13 protein-coding genes are annotated in these 18,053 nt (G+C 37.2%); 10 read left to right on the forward strand and 3 right to left on the reverse strand.

Features of this window, described 5'->3' with window-relative positions:
* Window positions 1–392: 392 nt before the first annotated feature.
* The 3 genes from A2290_08375 to A2290_08385 are packed head-to-tail and all read right to left on the reverse strand — an operon-like array spanning window position 393 to window position 10,432.
* Entirely contained in the window at window positions 393–4,046 is a 3,654-nt protein-coding gene (locus A2290_08375) for a hypothetical protein (protein ID OGC14426.1), read from the reverse strand.
* A gap of 11 nt (window positions 4,047–4,057) precedes the next feature.
* Window positions 4,058–8,845 carry a hypothetical protein gene (locus A2290_08380; protein ID OGC14427.1) on the reverse strand — a complete coding sequence of 1,596 codons (4,788 nt, stop codon included), beginning with the start codon at window positions 8,843–8,845 and terminating at the stop codon, window positions 4,058–4,060.
* 12 nt (window positions 8,846–8,857) lie between these two features.
* A complete protein-coding gene (locus A2290_08385; GenBank protein ID OGC14428.1) occupies window positions 8,858–10,432 on the reverse strand; it encodes a hypothetical protein in 1,575 nt (524 codons plus the stop codon).
* Window positions 10,433–11,155: 723 nt separating this feature from the next.
* Between A2290_08385 and A2290_08390 the strand changes: the two genes are divergently transcribed.
* The 10 genes from A2290_08390 (at window position 11,156) to A2290_08435 (ending at window position 18,000) form a co-directional block, all read left to right on the forward strand.
* Complete coding sequence (locus A2290_08390) at window positions 11,156–12,115, forward strand: hypothetical protein (GenBank protein ID OGC14429.1); 960 nt, start codon at window positions 11,156–11,158, stop codon at window positions 12,113–12,115.
* A 53-nt stretch (window positions 12,116–12,168) separates the two neighbouring features.
* Window positions 12,169–12,597 (forward strand): hypothetical protein, encoded by a 429-nt coding sequence (locus A2290_08395; protein OGC14430.1) that lies wholly within the window; start codon window positions 12,169–12,171, stop codon window positions 12,595–12,597.
* A 141-nt stretch (window positions 12,598–12,738) separates the two neighbouring features.
* Complete coding sequence (locus tag A2290_08400; GenBank protein OGC14431.1) at window positions 12,739–13,386, forward strand: ribulose-phosphate 3-epimerase; 648 nt, start codon at window positions 12,739–12,741, stop codon at window positions 13,384–13,386.
* Window positions 13,387–13,450: 64 nt separating this feature from the next.
* A complete protein-coding gene (locus tag A2290_08405; GenBank protein OGC14432.1) occupies window positions 13,451–14,557 on the forward strand; it encodes a riboflavin biosynthesis protein RibD in 1,107 nt (368 codons plus the stop codon).
* Window positions 14,558–14,869: 312 nt separating this feature from the next.
* Window positions 14,870–15,076, forward strand: a complete 207-nt coding sequence (locus A2290_08410) for a disulfide oxidoreductase (protein OGC14433.1) — start codon at window positions 14,870–14,872, stop codon at window positions 15,074–15,076.
* Between the two features lie 272 nt (window positions 15,077–15,348).
* Entirely contained in the window at window positions 15,349–15,591 is a 243-nt protein-coding gene (locus A2290_08415; protein ID OGC14434.1) for an NrdH-redoxin, read from the forward strand.
* 19 nt (window positions 15,592–15,610) lie between these two features.
* On the forward strand, window positions 15,611–15,793 hold the full coding sequence (locus A2290_08420) for a hypothetical protein (GenBank protein OGC14435.1): 183 nt from the start codon (window positions 15,611–15,613) through the stop codon (window positions 15,791–15,793).
* 24 nt (window positions 15,794–15,817) lie between these two features.
* Window positions 15,818–15,997 carry a ferredoxin gene (locus tag A2290_08425; protein OGC14436.1) on the forward strand — a complete coding sequence of 60 codons (180 nt, stop codon included), beginning with the start codon at window positions 15,818–15,820 and terminating at the stop codon, window positions 15,995–15,997.
* Window positions 15,998–16,046: 49 nt separating this feature from the next.
* On the forward strand, window positions 16,047–16,718 hold the full coding sequence (locus tag A2290_08430) for an endonuclease III (protein ID OGC14437.1): 672 nt from the start codon (window positions 16,047–16,049) through the stop codon (window positions 16,716–16,718).
* 19 nt (window positions 16,719–16,737) lie between these two features.
* On the forward strand, window positions 16,738–18,000 hold the full coding sequence (locus A2290_08435; protein OGC14438.1) for a hypothetical protein: 1,263 nt from the start codon (window positions 16,738–16,740) through the stop codon (window positions 17,998–18,000).
* Window positions 18,001–18,053: the final 53 nt, after the last annotated feature.

Genomic DNA, 18,053 nt, shown 5'->3' on the forward strand with positions numbered 1-18,053 from the left:
AAATAATCTTTTCAGCCTTTGTTTGATCTTTTCTTAATATTCTTGCGAAATTTCGTTTTATTTCTTTCATAATTTTTTTCTGCATTTAAAATAAATCTAATTTAAATAATAGCTTAAAATTGCCCATCAGTCCCTCTCCCTCTGGGAGAGGGCGAAATGCCTACCAGTTCTCAAACTATTTCAAGATTGGGTGAGGGCAGAGAAATCCAGAATGGAAAATTCACAAAGTCATTATTTTATGTATCACAAAACTTTTCTTGCACAACGGTTTTTTTGCTTAATGACAACAATTATTGGAAAATGCTTTTTTTCTAGGAGAAAGTCAGGATAAGAAGTTTGTAGCATTCAGTACGGAAACAACCATGCATAATTTTAAGACTTTCGCAACAGGGTCAATAACTCATCTCCCCATCACCATCATCCCCCCGTCCCTTCTTTCTTTTTTCATCTATATCTACATTATTCAATTTAACTGTCAATGTTATAGCAGGACGAATATCTTCCAATTTCTGAGCCGTTGAGCTTGTCACTATTTTATCTTCAAGTCGTCCCGCACTTCCTATCAGAGAAATTTCTGCAATCTTAACATCGCTTGCGCCACCTTGGGTCTTTGTTAAATATATAATGCCATCTTCGTCCGGAGGAGTAAACCCGCCATTCCAATCTCTAAGTAAGCTGTTCACAATGGGAGGTAACAACCTATTCTGTTCTCTGCTAAAAATATAATTGCCATTCTTATCTACTATAACTACATCCATAAGAAGCTTTTTTGCAATTTCATATTCACCCCGATTTTCTAATCGGGGCTCATCTTCCTGTAAAACATCCTGATATGATTCAATAAAAGATAGAAAAGATGTAAATACCGATAAAAACTGAGGGAGCCTTGGATGCATCCATACTTCTCCATTGCGAACCGCTTTACTATCGCTATTTCTTCTATCTCTTGCAAGATCAGAAGGATAAAAATCACCCCTCAATCTCACCCTGTCAAGGTATCCCAAAAATGCCTCTGCACTAAAAGAAAAATGTTTCTCTGATACAGAGTCATCCTCGGCACGCTGCAACGATACAGCCAATGACTCTGAATAAAAATCTAGTCCTGGACGATAATCCATGTAAGCTTCACCTTCTACTCTATCTTCCACGGACATAATCGCATACAACCTCTCTCTTGTATGATTTTTTGAGTAGTTTTCTATAGCAGCAATCATTGCATCTCTATTTCCTCTGCAACTATCATAAATCTCAAGCATCTTGTTTCTTATGTTACGATAATATTCAAGCCTTAGGAAAGATAACAGGCCATGGGCGCCCGTATCTGCCAATGTAAATAAAAGAGTACTATTTAAAAGCTCCGCATATTTTGCTTTATTTACTGTTACAGTATCTTCCAATAACAAAAGATCTGTTACATCCTTGTCTTCAAGCATTTCCGCGAAAGCTATGGGAGAATCGTGCCCGACATAAAGATTTCCAAAGATGTGATGATATTTTATTGTAAGCTCAAGAATCTTTTTAACTGTTTCAACACTGTTGTCGTAATCAGCCTGATCCACAAGCTTTTTTAATGCGACTCTTTCAGTGTCAGTTAATTCTTTATTTTTATCTATACCATCATATAATTTCTTTTTATTTTTTACTTTATCATCATCATATTTTTTAAATACAACAATGCCATCATCACGTTTAGACTTATCAAATAGATCCTTTGCCTTCTTCATTATAGAAGTAACATCGTTTTCTGCAACCCTTAGTTCCCCCCACGCTCGAAGCCCTGCCCCCTCAAGAAAGTCTGTCCTCCTGACCCCTTCATACCCAGCTCTGTCGTGAAGAAGAATTTCAATATCCCCCGCCCCTGCTTTACCAAGATCGTGAGTAAGCGCCAATAAAACCCTATATTCCAAAGGGAACATAGCAGCCAACCCTCTCCACCACCTTAACATAGTCCCTTTCTTTGATTCACTATCAAAAGGAGCAAGAGATGATAACCCATCTCCTAAAACAGAATAAGAATCAGGTCTGCTAAAGCCAATTTCAACCATTAAAAGGGCTGTTAAAAGGATATGCCAAGGTGTCCCCATATCATGCAAAGAGACATCCTGTCCCCATTGCGTCATAGGATATCTGCCAGTTCGCAACCTGCAGAATTCTTTTAAGTACTGCTGCAATTTACCAACAACAGAACTATTCTTATCTTTTGCATATTGTTCTGCAAAAAATTGCGCCATACTATTAAAATTAGCTCCATCTACTTTAGGATCCATAATCCCTTCATAAATTTCAGCCATAAGTCCCCTCACCAAAGAGACCCTTACAAGGTCAGTATCTATGGCAAGACTTGGAATAGGGATCTTTATCTCATGACCGCTCTCTACGACAACCCTTTCCATAAAAGTGATGGCAGAGGCAATAACTTCATTTTTCGATTTGTCTACGGTACTAATTATCTTATCGTAGCCGTCTTTCCCCTCTTCTAGTTTTTTATGAACTGCAATTGCATGATCAACCCTATCTTTAGCAGAGCGACCTGTCTCTTTCTCTCTAGTTGCAAGCCTCTCTCTTATGGCCTTCTCATTTGCTTGTAAATAGAGAGTCACAACAGGCTTCTCTATATTGCCTGTCATTTTTTCTTTTTCCAACATTTTATTAACAAGCACTTTAAGCATCCTTGCGATAAACGGCCCGCAGACAATCATATGCGGCCCGCCCGTAATAACAGCTTTCAAAACATCAGCTTTTGCCACCGCGTACCTTACTCCAAATTCACCCTCAACAACAAGAAAAGATCCATCATTTTCTCGTCCTGTAAACTCATCTTTTGACATGGCGATCTCTGATGAGAATTGCTCTTTTTCATAATCAAATGTATGCCCTGCAACTTCTCTGTCTGTATAGATAGGGATAACCTTTGCTTTCAGGGAACTCTTTACAGCCCCCTCAACAAAGGTAGATTTACCAACACCAGATGTCCCTGTTACGGTAAAAAGCTGAAATTTCTCTCCCGGCTTAAAACTAACGTCACTATACCTTTCTTCATAATATGGCGCCAATTTATCACTTGATAAACCTGACTTAGAAACGAGTTCGTTATTCCATTGTTTCAATCTTTCAGCCTCATTAATACAATCCCTCATTAAAAGTATCCCATGATTTACTGTCCAGTCATCAGGGGCATATCCCACAGGAAATCCGCTTGTAATTCCCCTAAAAGCGTAACCAAGATGATCAACATTAAGCACAGAACCATTGCGCTCAGCTAAAACGTTAATAACATCTAATATAGAAACTCTGCTAATTACATTAGAATTGGAAGAACCAACAAGGGTATCATGGTTTGCAAAACATAAAGCTGTAATATCTTTATCTAAAAAGCCGATCAGATTAAGTCTTGCAAAAAATTTGGCTATCTCTTTAACTCCATAGAGGGCGTCATCCTGCGAAGCCGATCTATGTCCGATATTTCCCCAGGGCTCCATCTCTCCCCACTTATAAAAAGAGGCACCGTTATTCATTATAAAATCGTAACGACGGGAATTCAAAGAATCAGCCGCCGTCATTTTACCTGAAATTACAGCCTCTATCGGCCTTGTGTCTCCTACAATGTCCTTCAAAGCTTCATGAAAGCCTCTTTTAGCTTCACTTGTCGGTATCCCTCTTAAAACAGAACCAAACAGAGGAGCCCTTGGAAGAAGCCTGCTTGGATGCGCACAACACAGCCATTGGACTACTTCATCTCTTCTTGCTTCAGACAGTTTCCCGCCTCTAATGGCTTCTCCCCACGCATCCTTATAAAAAGCTTCCGGAAGCCCTGATTTTAAATGCGGCGCTACAAGAAGAGGAGAGCTAACATCAACAACAAATCCTTCATTTCTAAGCCTTTCCGCCGTCTCCATAATAAATTTCATGGGAACACCAGGAAGAACCATTCCATCAGGTTTAACATATACAACTGCATGGCTCAAAGGTGAAGAAGAAGACCGACTCCCTCTAAACCCTTTCAAAAATCCAACGCTTGATGCATCTATTCTATTTAAATTAGACATAATAATTCACCTTACCTATCCCAAATCTGCTTTGGAGTTCCCTCATAATAATTCTCCAGTAAATTTCCAAGCGATTTCCACAGCTGCCCCGCCCCAAAAATCACATCCTCAGGTTTTAATTTCTCCTTCGTAGAAATATATTGAGCAGCATCAACCCTCCTACCGTCGGGAAACCTGACATCGGCATCTGCAACATCCTGTTCAAGCGCAAGAGTTAATCCTTCAAGCTCGGCATCTTCAGCATTTCCCATATGCCCCAAAACATATCTTGCGACAGTATCATCTCGAGTCGATTTTTTCTTGTAAATAACGCCTATTGCTCCTCGCCCTATTCTCTCATGCGTGGGGAGGGAACCATCTTCCAAAGTTTGAAAAACTGTTGGCATAAGGATAACCGGATCTTCATAATCAAGACCATTTATCAACTTATAGTGAGGGATATAAAGCGGTTTGGCTACTTTTGCCTTGTTCACAATCACCCAAGGATTAACAACACTTCCTGAAGGTAGATCCCCTGCAACATAAGAGTGTTCCAGATCCCAAATTACAACACCGTGATATTTTTGCAATATTTCAAATATTTTGTCTTTCTTATCAGCTTGATCTCTTTCGCCAACATTTAGCCCTTCTAAATTAAAATCTCTTCTAAAATGAACAACATAACTATCAAATTTTTCAGGTATAGTATATCCTTCGCCATCAATAAAACCTTGTGCTAGTAAAGCAGTATAGAAATCATCACCCAACTCAGCTTTTTCAACTTTCTTAGCCCCGACTCTAATCATTTGTGCCTTTTGGGCTCCTATCTTTATTGTTTTAGTTTTAATCTCTTCCCCTCTATCTAAAACTACCGCTTTACCTTTTGTCATTATTAAAAGCTCCAGCTTTCTTCTCAATTCATCTTCCGTTGATTCTCTTTGTCCTGCAAGTGGCTCTGGCCTACCGATTGAGCCAAAAAGATTCATCTTAACAGCTTTTAACCTAAGCTCATCGCTTGAAAGATCTTCAAAATATTCCTGAAGCACCTTGTTAGCTAAGCTATCCTCTCCTAAACTATCCAAACCAAGCAAATTATTTTGATCTAAATTTAACCTCGTAATATTAATAAGAAGTTTTTTAACTAACTTCACGTCTAACTCTGCTCTTGTATCTTCTTTTTTTATAGAAACTCCCGCAAGCTCAATCCCCGGAACAAGATTATAAGGATAAAGGCTTGCCTGCTGTTGAAGCCGTTTTGCATCCCTAAATGCGGCATTTTGATGCATAAGATCAAAATGTTCCTGGTGACTATCCACAATAGTTCCACCATCGTTAAATCTACTCCCGACAGCAACAGCTACATTGTGTAATCTATAGGCTTTCAATGAAACACGCATATAATCAAACCAGTCACGAGGATCTACATGTTTAAACTCATCTTTTTCACGAACCTTCATCCAAGCTCTGGCACGTATTAAACGCTCAAGTGGAGTTCCAGCTATAACAACACAATCTCGCTTATCAACCTTCAAGTTGCGAACATATCCTTCTGTCACTTCAAAATCGTTAAAACCAAACTCCTCTTTAAATTTATCCTGAAGTTCAGGGTAATCTTGCATTTTATCAATCAATGCAAGGAGATCAGTTCTAGTCTTTTCAAGCTCTTTAACTTCTTCTAGCAATGCCGCTCTCTTTTTATTTCTTGCCTCTCTGAATCCTTCAAACATTGCACGAATAAACACCCCAGCCCAATCATACCAAGGGTTTTTGCTTAAAAGATTCATAAGCTCAATCTGTCTTCCATCATCCAAAACAGTAAAAGACATTCTGCTGAGTTCTCCGCCAAGGTCGCGAAGAAGGACCTGTTTTAAAGCATACAAGAAAGTATTCAAATAGCTGTGTATAAATCCGTCTGCAACATCTCTCAAAACTTTCCAAGCTTCAGCATACTTGAGAGTAATCCCCAACTCTTTTCCAATTTCATCCCATTCTTTCTTTGTGGCAGATCTTCCCGCAGCAAAAACAAGAGTTGTCCAAGCTTCTTCGGCTTTTCCGATCTTTTTAAGATCTCTCATTTTATCTGTAGTATCCAATGCCTCTTTTAACCACTCAGGGACATGAACTCCTGCCTTATGAACAAATTTGCCAGTAATAAACAGGTTAAACCTGTCAAAGTCGAGGCTTAAATCCTTCAAAATAACTTTGCCAGCTTCTTTGTATACCTCTCCAACGGCCATTTTCCCAAGCTGTTCATCACTAATATCTACGGCATATCCTGCCATTTCAAGAACTAAGCGCCTTACAACCCTTCGCAGTTTTTCTATCTCCTTAGGTTTCTCTTCCATGTCATAAAGGCATCCCATTAAAACCAAAAGATGTCCTAAATCTAAAATACTCCCATATTGAGTATCAGGTTTTCCTTCTATCTCAACTTTAGAAGAAAATACTATAATTCCTTCATTCGCATCTCTTAAATATTTCTCTCCCACTCTGATTGGAGCAGTTATAATATTAAAGAAAAACCATAAATTCTGATCACAGCCTGCAAGGATGGCAAAATCTTTACCTGCGTTTGGCAACTGTATGGCAATTGGAACAACACAAGTAAAAGAACATGTCTCCTGCGTTGAATTAAGTACAGCAGTAAACCCTTTATCAATATCTTCTGCCGTAGACTCAACACCCATCCTGGTCCCCTTTCCCCCTTTACTTACAAATATAACAATCTTCCCCCCATTAAACATATGATACTTCTTTTCAGCAATAAGGGACATCTGGACAAGGCCTGCAACACTCCCTAGGGCTAAAGCCTCGTTTTGATCTTTTCTAATATCATCTTTATCCGTAGAACCAACGGTTACAACTCCATCATCTTCACTGCGGGTAACAGCTCGTAAAAACCCGTTTTTCAGAACTGATTCCAGTGTCAATCTTGCTCTCTCTCTCCCTGATGCATCTGTCTCATACTCAGTTGCAAGGAACTGAACATGATCAACTTTATATTGGCCTACATAATCACCAACAACTTGATCTTTAACAATTATCGAACCATCCTTTTGAATAATGCCATCCTGAATCCTTCTGTTTCCATCTTCTTCCTTTTTACCAAGGAATCTAATTTTGTTTTCACCAATCTCTTCGGCGCAAACATACTCATCCATACCACCTTCTACACACAACTTAATAAGTTTAATTTTGCCGGTTTTTAATTTTTGTAAATACTCAAAAGTGCTTCTATCATCTTCATCAGGAAGTGGATCTGCGCTCGGCTCTCTTAGCTGAACTTTTTTTTCCTTCGAAAGATCACATCTGATTTTTTCTAATCTATCATTTAGTCCAAGCCTTGAAAGGACATTTGTCTTTGCCCAAACTCTGTTTGCCCTACACAATGTCGTCTGCTCTAAAAATATAAGAGTCTCTTCAATGGATGTATCCAATTCGGTTTCGACATCTCTTTGCTTATTAGCCTTCCTTCTATATAAATCCTCGATACATTTTCTAAGTTCAATCTTATCCTCTTTATCTCCCAACGTAGGATAAAGAGCTCTGGCGAGTACCAACCCATCTTCAATTACTCTTCTATCATCCGAAAGAAGGGCTGCTTTTGCATAGCTTAAAACTTCCTGCTCTCTTCCCGCAAACATACTTGCCAAGATTTTTGTAACAGATTTCCTGATAACTCTTGATGATCCGGGATCTGTGAAAACATTTAAAAGGTGATCAAAAGATATACCAACCTTACTTGGAGTAGATTCTTCCGCTAAACAGAATCTTACAAAAGACCCTCCAACAAGATCTGGGACTTTGCTATCCGCTCTTTTAGGATTCTTACTTTTTTCAAAAGCATCTTGAGATTTAATTGCTTTACACCCAACATCCAAAGCATTTCTTAAATTCGTAGGCAAAGCAACTTTTTTGGCATAATCAGCTCCGTTTTCACTTAAAACAAGGTAAGCAAGATAGTAAATAAGTCCATCTTCCCCTCCCTCCAAAAACTCTACAAAACGGTTCATTATGCCATTCTTTAAAACATTAAGTTCATCCGATACCAATTTCTGTTGATCTCCTGTAGCTAAAGGAGAAGGATCTCCTTTAAGAACGCGCAAAGCATCTCCTGCAAGACTCCCCAACCGTTCACTTTTTAATAATCTCTCAAAAACTTTTCTTGCCGTATATATATCAGTAAGTCTTTCTCCATTAATGTATCTATTTAAAACATCCTCTTTCTCTTCTTCTCTCACACTACTACTTAAAAGCCTTTTAAAATTAGTAACCCTATCTCTCATGACAGCATTTGTAAGGTATCCACCACTCCCACCTCCTGATGCCGCAACAGAAGTACTTTCCGCACCCCCACCTGATGCCTCTGGCCTAACTTCATCTCCTTTTAAATGGACATGATCCAGCTTAGCCCTCTCCGCTTTTGCATCCTCAATTAATCCAGGGTTTAATCCTGTACAAACAACCAAATTACTTTCTGGATTGGCGGCGCCAAAACGATCGATAAGACTATTCAATAAGCCAGGGATAGAAGATTTCTTGCCAACAAGATCGCGGGCTTTTAATAACTCAATGGTCCCCTCACTTAAAGGCCCAACTTTGGCTTGAAATATATCCAGATCAAGTTTCCCGTCACCTGTAACAAGGCTTCTATCAGACGCTAAATGTGTAGCTAAACGAAGATTATTCCCAACTGCCGGAACAAGCGCATCTCTTAGTGCAACTCTAAATAATCTCCCTCCGGGAGTACAACTAAACTTATTTCCGGTCATTGACATAACCGCTCTTTGCAATAATTTATTTTTAATAGGATTGACCATAACCTATTCTCCTCACTTAGAACTTTTTATCACTGCTACCGCGGCGCCGCCGCTATCCCCACCATCACTTACCCCGGCAGACACAGTCCTCTTCTCACCTAACAACTCAATAGCATCTGTAAAACTACCGAGAACTGCGGTTGCAAACCCAGCTTCTTTTGGATCAAAACCACCTTTTGAATAGTCGCTCAAGCGTTTTTTTATTCCATCTATATCAGGGCCAGCATACTTGATCTTTTTTCTCATCCTAATTCTATATTTATTCGCAAAGTTTCTGATTTTTGAAGCAACAATCTTTACTTGAGAATCATTATTTGAAGAAGAAAAAAGGACATTCACCCTTGAAATAAAAGAATCCAAATCTCTTAACTCGTTTAGCCTGACAAATTCGTTATCTTGTTTGATGTGCTCTAATGCAAGCAATAAACCGCTCGAGTTTGTTACATAAACAAAAAGTTCCGCAGGATTCAGTACTTCACTCATAGACCCCAAACATCTCTCAAACTGCGACAAAGAGCTTTTTATCATATTGAGATCTTCATTGGTTGTAACTGATTCATCACAAAGAAAATCTTCATTGTCAACAAAATTTAAAATATGTGCTAATTCTGCTGTAATTTCCTGAATTTCTCTCTTTGTTAACGACAAAAACATCGTATTAATCTGTAAAATCAGATCACTCGCCTCCATCCGCGCTTTTTGCCTTTCTCCTCTATTCATTTGAGGTTTCTCTACAATCTGCCTGATAGAATATGTTAGCTCATGCCTTCTAACGTAACGAAAAAGGAGGGGAAGATTTAAGATCGCACTGTCATTCGCTTTTAAATATTCTCGAATTCCGACAGTTGCTTCATCAACTAAAATAATATCCTCTTCATAATAATCTTTTAAAAGAAGCCCCAAAGCCCTCATTCTAGAGACTCTTAATGCGGAATCCAAAAGCTCCAAAACCTGTTTACCCAAAAAATGCATCTCTCCTTTAAGCATTGGAGGAAGTAATATCATTCCATCTTTTATATACCCCAATTCAGAATCTATAAGTCTTTTTAGTCTATCGGGAATGAGAGCTCTTACCTTTCCGACAAACTCATTTCCCAAGTAGTGTTTCGATCTTTCTAGTCCATCATTAATCTCTTCTCTCGCGGCATCAACATTAATCTCTGAATAATCATCAATCAATCTAGCTAAATTTTCTGAATCTTCTTCAAAACTTTTCACAAAACATTTTTTAAAGCTATCAATAACTCTCCCTCTTGCAATCTCAAGTGTTACAACCCCTATGACTCCGGAAGCAAAAATGCCAAGCGCAGAAACAAAATTAGAATAATATAAATATCCGGTACCATCTATCAACCCATGGGAAAGAGAAGAAAAATCAACGTAAACACCAAGCCTTTCTCCCAATGCCATTGATAAGCTGCTGTATGCCGCGACAGCAGTACCAACACGACCGAGGAATCTACTTATCAATCTATTATTCGCAAGCATAGATTTGCTCAGCTTCTCATTAACCAAACGGAGGGATTCAGCATACCCATTTTTGGGAATTAATGCATCTGGTGTATTATTTACTGCTCTAATTGCCATTTCCACACCTCACACAATTCAATCTATTTCCCACATATATATCGAAAATTTTGAGGTGAAATTTCAGAACTAAACCCCGATTATTAGACGAACAGAATTCTAGCAGAGTGTTGGAAGTTTCCCCAGGTATGAACCCCGATTTCCTAATAGAGGTGAATAATCGGGGTAAAGAGAGATTAACCCCACAGAGAGAACTATTTACAACGTATCCCATTTATCTATATCCTTTCTGTCCCTATTGCCTGTCTTTCCTGTTATTAAATAGAGAGCTTTTCAAGCTTCAAAACAAATACCTTGCAATTTGCATCCTAATTTATATGCGTTCTATGTAGTCGCCAATACCTTTTAAAAATTTCAGGTGAATTTTAAGAGCTTATTAAAACCATTGAAAATAGAGGCGATCTTCAAAAGTAAAATTTGATTTTTACATTAACCCCGATTATTAACCCCTATTATATGGGTCTGTTGCATAATGGTCATTCCCGTGCCGTGCCAGACGGGATGGATCCCCGCTTTCGCGGGGAGGACAAATTGGGAGTGTTGCAAAATACTTATTTTTATCGGTGAAACCTGCGACTAAAAGTCGTGGTTTCCTAAGATTTATTGCTATATAGATAAAAATGGAAGCCGAGACGTTAGATGAATTTCGCAACAGACCCAATATAGATAATCGGGGTTTTAATCGCCTTGTTAATATAAACACAAATGTTATAATTTATTCAAATGGAGAGACTGTTAAAAAGCAAATTCAAAACAGGTAAAAAAATCGGCGAAAATTTCTTTTCTCTTACCTATGACGGCGCCACTTTATCGGGAAACCAGTCTATAATAATAAAGATTTATAAAAGAGGAACTTTAAATTCCCCGCTTATAAAAACAATGAAACAAAAGGTAAAAATCCTGCAAACAGAAATCCATCCTCGGATTGTCAAGCTTTTAGACGGTGATTACGGGTGGCAGGGATTTTATTATGTACGTCCGTTTATAAAAGGGGTTCCTCTTAAAGATTTAATAAAAAATAAAACAATAAAACCGGATGAAGCGGAAGGATATATTGTACAAATATGCGAAGCTTTGGAAGCCACCCATAAAAGAGGAATAATACATGGCGCGTTATCCGAAAACAATGTTTTAATTGATGAAAAAGGGGTAAAACTTACCGATTTTGTAATAGAAGGAGATATAAAAGAATCCCCTTCGCAAAAAGCAATGGCAATTATAGAAAATGAAGAGACGCTCTCTCCAGAAGAATTGTCAGGGTGCCGAGCCTCTTTTTCTTCCGACATCTTCGCAACAGGAATATTACTTTATAAAATGCTCCTGTTTAAATCCCCTTTTCAAAAACAGATCCAAAAACTTAAAGGTAATGTTGAATTACATTCAGATTTAACAAAATATCAAAAAGATATTATAAAAAAAGCGTTGGAGCCGGACCCGAGATTAAGATTTAAAAATATTTCAGAGTTATCTCAAAGCATAAAAAATAAAAATGTTATAGACAACACAGTAGAGTCAGATTATTTTCAAATAGAACTGGAAAATGTCCCCAACCCTAAAGAGATTGAAGTTCGTGAAATAAAAAAAGAGACTGAAAAAAGTTTTTTTATGGCAAAAATAGTATTGCTTGCAGCTTTAGCAGGTATTGTCTATGCTGTTTTAAGCTCACTATTGGGAGGACGTTAATCCCTATTGGGAGAATCGGGGTTAATTTCAAATATGAGCAAAAAATATAGTATATGTACAACACATTATTAATATATTTTATATTTTTATTCTTCGTAGCTGTTGTTTTGCTCTTTATTGCCGTTAAATTACAGTTGAAAAACCCTTTTCTCTTTATGGGAATTATAGTGTCAACAATTATTTTATCTTTTTTAGCAGGATATTTATATTTTGCCTACTTCAATTCGATTCCCGAAGCAATTGTCCCTGACATCATAGGCATGAATGAAGGAGAAGCAATAAAAAGGATCGAAGATGCTGGATTAAAAGCAAAAATAGAGGCTAAATATGATAACTCAATTATTGTAACCAATCAGCATCCTGAACCTGGTAAAGTAGTAAAAATAGGAAGAATTATTTCGATCACAATAGGCAACTACGAAATAGATTCCATGCAAAATAATGAAGAATTACCCCCAACCCCGTTTCAAAGTCCCCTTTAGAGGATTTAACCCCGATTATTCATATACAAACAGAATTCTAGCAGAGTGTTGGAACTTTCCCCAGGTATGAACCCCGACTTCCTAATCGGGGTGAATACTGACCTCTTGGCGCTACAAATATATGCTATAATTCTTTACAAAATGATAAAAATAGCGCCATCAATATTATCCGCAGATTTTAAAAATCTGGAAAAAGAGATAAACAAAGTCGAAGAAGCCGGCGCAGATTTAATACATATAGACATAATGGACGGACACTTTGTTCCAAACATAACTATCGGGCCACTCATAGTAAAAGCTTGCAGAGACGTTACAAACCTTCCCTTAGATGTCCACTTAATGATAGAAAATCCTGATCGCTATATACCTTCTTTTGCAAAAGCAGGAGCCGATATTATAACAATACACGTTGAAGCGTCAAAAAATCTGGACGAAGATATCGCGCTAATCAGACAAAACAACGTAAAACCCGGAGTTGTTATTAATCCCCCAACTCCTGCTGATAAAGTATTCGATATTTTAACTAAAATTGCTATGGTTCTTGTTATGTCCGTAAATCCCGGATTTGAAGGTCAAAGTTTTATGCCAGAAATCCTTCCCAAAATAAAACAATTAAGAGAAGAGATCAAAAAAAGAAAATTAAATGTAGACATAGAGGTGGATGGCGGTATCAACTTAAAAACCGCCTCCAAAGCTGTAAATGCTGGGGCAAATGTTCTGGTGGCAGGATCTGCGATTTTTTATGACAAAGAATTTCCAAAGATTTTGAAATATTTAAAAACACTCTAGTCGCTCATTTATATTGAACTTCCTTCTAGTATGAATAATCAGGGGTAAGTGATAAAATTATATTATGTGGAATAAAAATGATATAAAATTTATGAAAAAGGCTCTTCATTTGGCCCAAAAAATGGAAGGAAAAACATCTCCCGATCCGATGGTCGGAGCTGTAATAGTAAAAAACGGAAAAATCATAAGCCATGGATATCATGAAGAACAAAACACCCCTCATGCGGAAGCCTGGGCAATAAAAAAAGCCGCAAAACAAGCAAAAGGCTCAACTTTATATGTTAACTTAGAGCCCTGTTGCTTTTTTGAAACAAAAAATAATCCTCCATGCACAAAAGCTATAATCAAAGCCGGCATAAAAAAAGTTGTCGTAGCTATGCAAGATCCAAACCCACAGGTCAACGGCAAAGGTTTTGAAGAATTAAAAAAAGCAGGAATAAAAGTAAACAAAGGGCTTCTTACAAAAGAAGCAAAAAAACTTAATGAGGTTTTTATTAAATATATTACAACAGGCCTGCCCTTTGTAATATTAAAAACAGCAATGAGCCTGGATGGTAAAATAGCCACAAAAACAGGAGAAAGCTTCTGGATAACAGGGGAAGAATCCAGAAAAAGAAGCCACAAAATAAGAAATACTGTAGATGCGATAATAATCGGAATCGGAACTATTATAAAAGATGACCCGGAACTTACAGTGCGCAATATTAAAAATAAAATAAAAAATCCCAAGAAAATAATTTTAGATCCGCTCGCAAAAATTGATGTTGACCGAAAAGTTTTAAGAATTGAACCCGAAAAAACAATAGTTATTGTTTCAAATAACGCAAAAGAAAATAAAATAGCCAAAATAGAATCGACCGGAGCAAAAGTTATTAGAGCGACAACAAAAAATGGGTCTTTCGAAATGAAAAAAATCATCAAAACCCTTGGAAAAATGGGAATAATAAGCGTTCTAATAGAAGGGGGAGGAAATACAAATGCCAAAGCGCTATCTGCGGGGATAGTCGACAAAATTTATTTTTTTGTAGCTCCTAAAATCATAGGCGGCAAAGAAGCAATAACCCCTATCGAAGGAGAAGGGATAACGCAGCTCTTAAAAGCGATAAAAATAAAAAACCTTTCAATAGAAAAATCAGGAGAAGATTTTCTCTTTTCAGGATATTTATGCTGATTTCACCCGATAATTTTTTAGTTTTTCAAAATAAGACAAGCTAGAGACGTTCTTCGCCATTCGCTATTTGCCATTCGCTATTTGCTATTTGCCATTCGCTATTTGCTATTTGCCATTTGCTATTTGCTATTTGCCATTTGCTATTTGCCATTCGCTATTTGCCATTTGCCATTCGCTATTTGCCATTTGCCATTTGCCATTTGCCATTTGCCATTTGCTATTTGCCATTCGCTATTTGCCATTTGCTATTTGCCATTTGCCATTCGCCCCACCCTTGCCGCTCATAAATTTTTACGCTATAATATTGTTATTATGAGTGAAGAAAACAAGCAGATAACCAAAAAAATGACCATTGCGGAAATTATTAAAATAAAACCGCAGTCTGCTTCAGTTTTAATGTCTCATGGCATGCACTGTTTAGGTTGTGTAATTGCTCAGGGAGAAACATTGGAACAAGCAGCTGAAGTACACGGAATTGACTCAGATGAGCTCTTAAAAGCAATCAATGGAACAAAATAAGGCATAAATAAATGACTAACGAGATTTTAAAATGTACGGTATGTGAAACCGAAATTAACTTACCTGAAGATGTTAAACATGGCGACAGGATAACATGTCCAAACTGTTTTGCGCAGTTAAGTGTAGTAATTCAAAAGAATAAAAAACAATTAAGATGTGCATTGTGTATAACACCAAAACAAGAAGTCTGCACCCCTGATTGTGAAAGAAAGATTTCGGAAAGGGAAAGGCGAGGTTTCTTTGATATAAAGTTATAGGAGGTCCCGGAAATAATGCTAAAAGAAAAAATTAAAGTCTACTCTACGCCTACCTGCCCATACTGTAAAATGGCCAAAAACTTTTTATTAGAAAACAATATCACTTTTGAAGATATAGATGTCTCTACAAATCAAGCAATGGCGCAAGAAATGATTCAAAAATCCGGACAAATGGGAGTCCCTGTTTTTGATATAGACGGTAAAATAATAATAGGCTTTAATAAACCCGAAATAAAATTAATGCTGGGCTTGAAATAGAGTATAAAGAGGTGTAAATATGTCAGTAACTCTCGATAGATTATTATGTATAGGGTGCGGAATTTGTACAGATGCCTGCCCCGAAGTCTTTTCTTTTGATTCAGAAGGGAAAGCAGAGCTTATAAAACAATCATGTGATTCTTGTGATCTTGAAGGAATTGCTGACCAATGTCCAACACAGGCGATCGAAGTTTCAAACTAAAAAAACTGAAAAAGGAGGATAGATATGGCAGAAAAAGCATTTGTTGATCCAAATACATGTACAGGCTGCGGTGTTTGCATAGATACATGTCCGTCTCAAGCCATAGCAATGGATGATAATGTAGCAAAAGTTGACACGGATAAATGTACATCATGCAAAGACTGTGTTGACGCTTGTCCTCTTCAAGCAATCTCAATGAAATAAAAGATTATTGTAGAGGCGCAAAATCTTGTGCCTCTACTGGAACCCCACAATGAACACCAACAAATCCTTCCAAATAATTAAAACTCTACAAAGAAAATATCCAAACGCCGGAATTGCTTTAAAATACGGCGCTCCTATCGATCTTTTAGTCGCGACTATTCTTTCCGCGCAATGTACAGATAAAAGAGTAAATATTGTCACAAAAAATCTGTTTAAAAAATATAAAACTGTGAAGGATTACGCAAGGGCCAGGCAATCAACTTTTGAAAAAGAGATAAGATCTACTGGCTTTTATAGAAACAAAGCAAAAAACATTATAAACGCCTGTAAAATGATTTTAAAAAATTTCAACGGAAGAATTCCGGATACAATGAATGAAATTTTAAAATTGCCGGGGGTGGCAAGAAAAACAGCCACGGTCGTTCTATCGCATGCTTACAACAAAATTTATGGGATTACTGTCGATACACACGTAATTCGTCTATCTCAAAGGCTGGGTCTTACAAAAAATAAAGATGCCGTAAAAATTGAAAAAGATTTAATGGAAATTTTCCCGAAAAGACTTTGGTTCATCCTCCCCCACCTCTTTATAAGCCATGGAAGAACAATTTGTATTGCCAGAAAACCATTATGCCCACAATGCCCTATAAAGAAATTATGTCCCTCTTACATAATCTTTATGAGAAAATTTTACAATCCCACTGTACACAACAAACGGTAAGCAGTACACTATACTTGCCATGGCCGAACAAATAAACCCCAATGCTCCATTAAATCCAATACAAGAAGCAATCGCAATTTCTTCACAAGCTATTTTTACTGCCGCAGACAAAGAAATGATCAGAAATCGCGTAGGAGACAGGCTGGGAGACTACAACACTATAAGAAACTTTATAGACCTTGCAAGAGAAATGATGGACAAAACCACAACTATAGACAAACCAGAGATAGAGGTTCAGGAAGGGCTCCCTCAAAACGATTTAAGAACAAGAGTAAAATTAGAAAGGCGACTTATTAAAACTTCCCCCTCATTTAATCCTCATGAAAGAGTATCCATCTCAAAAGAAGAGACAAAACCGGAAGACAAATTCGGGAAAGAAAACGAGGCCTCACTTGAAGAATACGCGGTTTTATACGGGCACAAACTTTTAGGGTTGCCCATAAATTATGAAACATTAATAGTCTTGGAAAAAAATATTGATCCTAAGCTTATAACAGATATACAATTAAAAACTGAGAAAGCTATTTACGACTTGTTGTCACAACTTGTTATGGAATTTTTCAACGCTAAAATCAACGATCCTAAGCTTGCTTCTTTTGTTGTATTACAATCCCAAAGGCCACAAAGGCTTTTAGATTATTATTCAGGGAAAATAACAGTAAATTTATCGGATTTAATAGAAATGATAAAAGAGCTGGAAATTCCATGGGAAAGATTAAGAGTCCTTTTTAGTAAAGAGACTATAATTCTTACGGATGAAGCAATAAGAATAAAACATATTGAAATAAAAATAAAATCAGAAATACAATCTCTCGAGGATCAATTAAGAAACAATACAATTCAAACTTTAATCACAGAAAACTTAATAGAAAAATACAGCCTATCAATAGAAAACAATTTTATAAAAAGAAAACTTTTGACTTTAAAAGAGACCGAGAAGAGAATGGAAGAAGTCATACATGAAGCTAAAAGATTGGCATGGTTAAAATCGGTAGTCATACTAAAAGAACTTCACTTAAATAGAATTCTATCGTCAACAAAAAAAGATTTTGAGCGATTAACAAGAAAAATAAACAATCATACGTTAAGAACCCGAGAACTTGGTTTGCATATAAGTCCTGATGGAGCAAAATGGATAGAAGCAAAATTGGAAGATATGGCAAGCCAGGCAGCAGCATATAAAATTGAGCTTCTAAAATCGATGCAGACCCTTTCATACGAAGAAGAAAGAGAAAAAGATATAAAGTGGCTATCTGAAATAATTGTTAAACTAAAAGGATAATTTAGAACTTAAAGAGCCTATGTTCGCCCCGATTAGGATAATCGGGATTCATA

This window comes from candidate division WOR-1 bacterium RIFOXYB2_FULL_36_35, from assembly GCA_001771505.1.
In the GTDB taxonomy this organism is placed as follows: Bacteria; Margulisbacteria; WOR-1; order XYC2-FULL-46-14; family XYC2-FULL-37-10; genus XYB2-FULL-36-35.

Coding starts and splice junctions, on each gene's coding strand:
- A2290_08375 (OGC14426.1), bottom strand. CDS start 4,046: ATGTCTAATTTAAATAGAATAGATGCATCAAGCGTTGGATTTTTGAAA.
- A2290_08380 (OGC14427.1), bottom strand. CDS start 8,845: ATGGTCAATCCTATTAAAAATAAATTATTGCAAAGAGCGGTTATGTCA.
- A2290_08385 (OGC14428.1), bottom strand. CDS start 10,432: ATGGCAATTAGAGCAGTAAATAATACACCAGATGCATTAATTCCCAAA.
- A2290_08390 (OGC14429.1), top strand. CDS start 11,156: ATGGAGAGACTGTTAAAAAGCAAATTCAAAACAGGTAAAAAAATCGGC.
- A2290_08395 (OGC14430.1), top strand. CDS start 12,169: ATGTACAACACATTATTAATATATTTTATATTTTTATTCTTCGTAGCT.
- A2290_08400 (OGC14431.1), top strand. CDS start 12,739: ATGATAAAAATAGCGCCATCAATATTATCCGCAGATTTTAAAAATCTG.
- A2290_08405 (OGC14432.1), top strand. CDS start 13,451: ATGTGGAATAAAAATGATATAAAATTTATGAAAAAGGCTCTTCATTTG.
- A2290_08410 (OGC14433.1), top strand. CDS start 14,870: ATGAGTGAAGAAAACAAGCAGATAACCAAAAAAATGACCATTGCGGAA.
- A2290_08415 (OGC14434.1), top strand. CDS start 15,349: ATGCTAAAAGAAAAAATTAAAGTCTACTCTACGCCTACCTGCCCATAC.
- A2290_08420 (OGC14435.1), top strand. CDS start 15,611: ATGTCAGTAACTCTCGATAGATTATTATGTATAGGGTGCGGAATTTGT.
- A2290_08425 (OGC14436.1), top strand. CDS start 15,818: ATGGCAGAAAAAGCATTTGTTGATCCAAATACATGTACAGGCTGCGGT.
- A2290_08430 (OGC14437.1), top strand. CDS start 16,047: ATGAACACCAACAAATCCTTCCAAATAATTAAAACTCTACAAAGAAAA.
- A2290_08435 (OGC14438.1), top strand. CDS start 16,738: ATGGCCGAACAAATAAACCCCAATGCTCCATTAAATCCAATACAAGAA.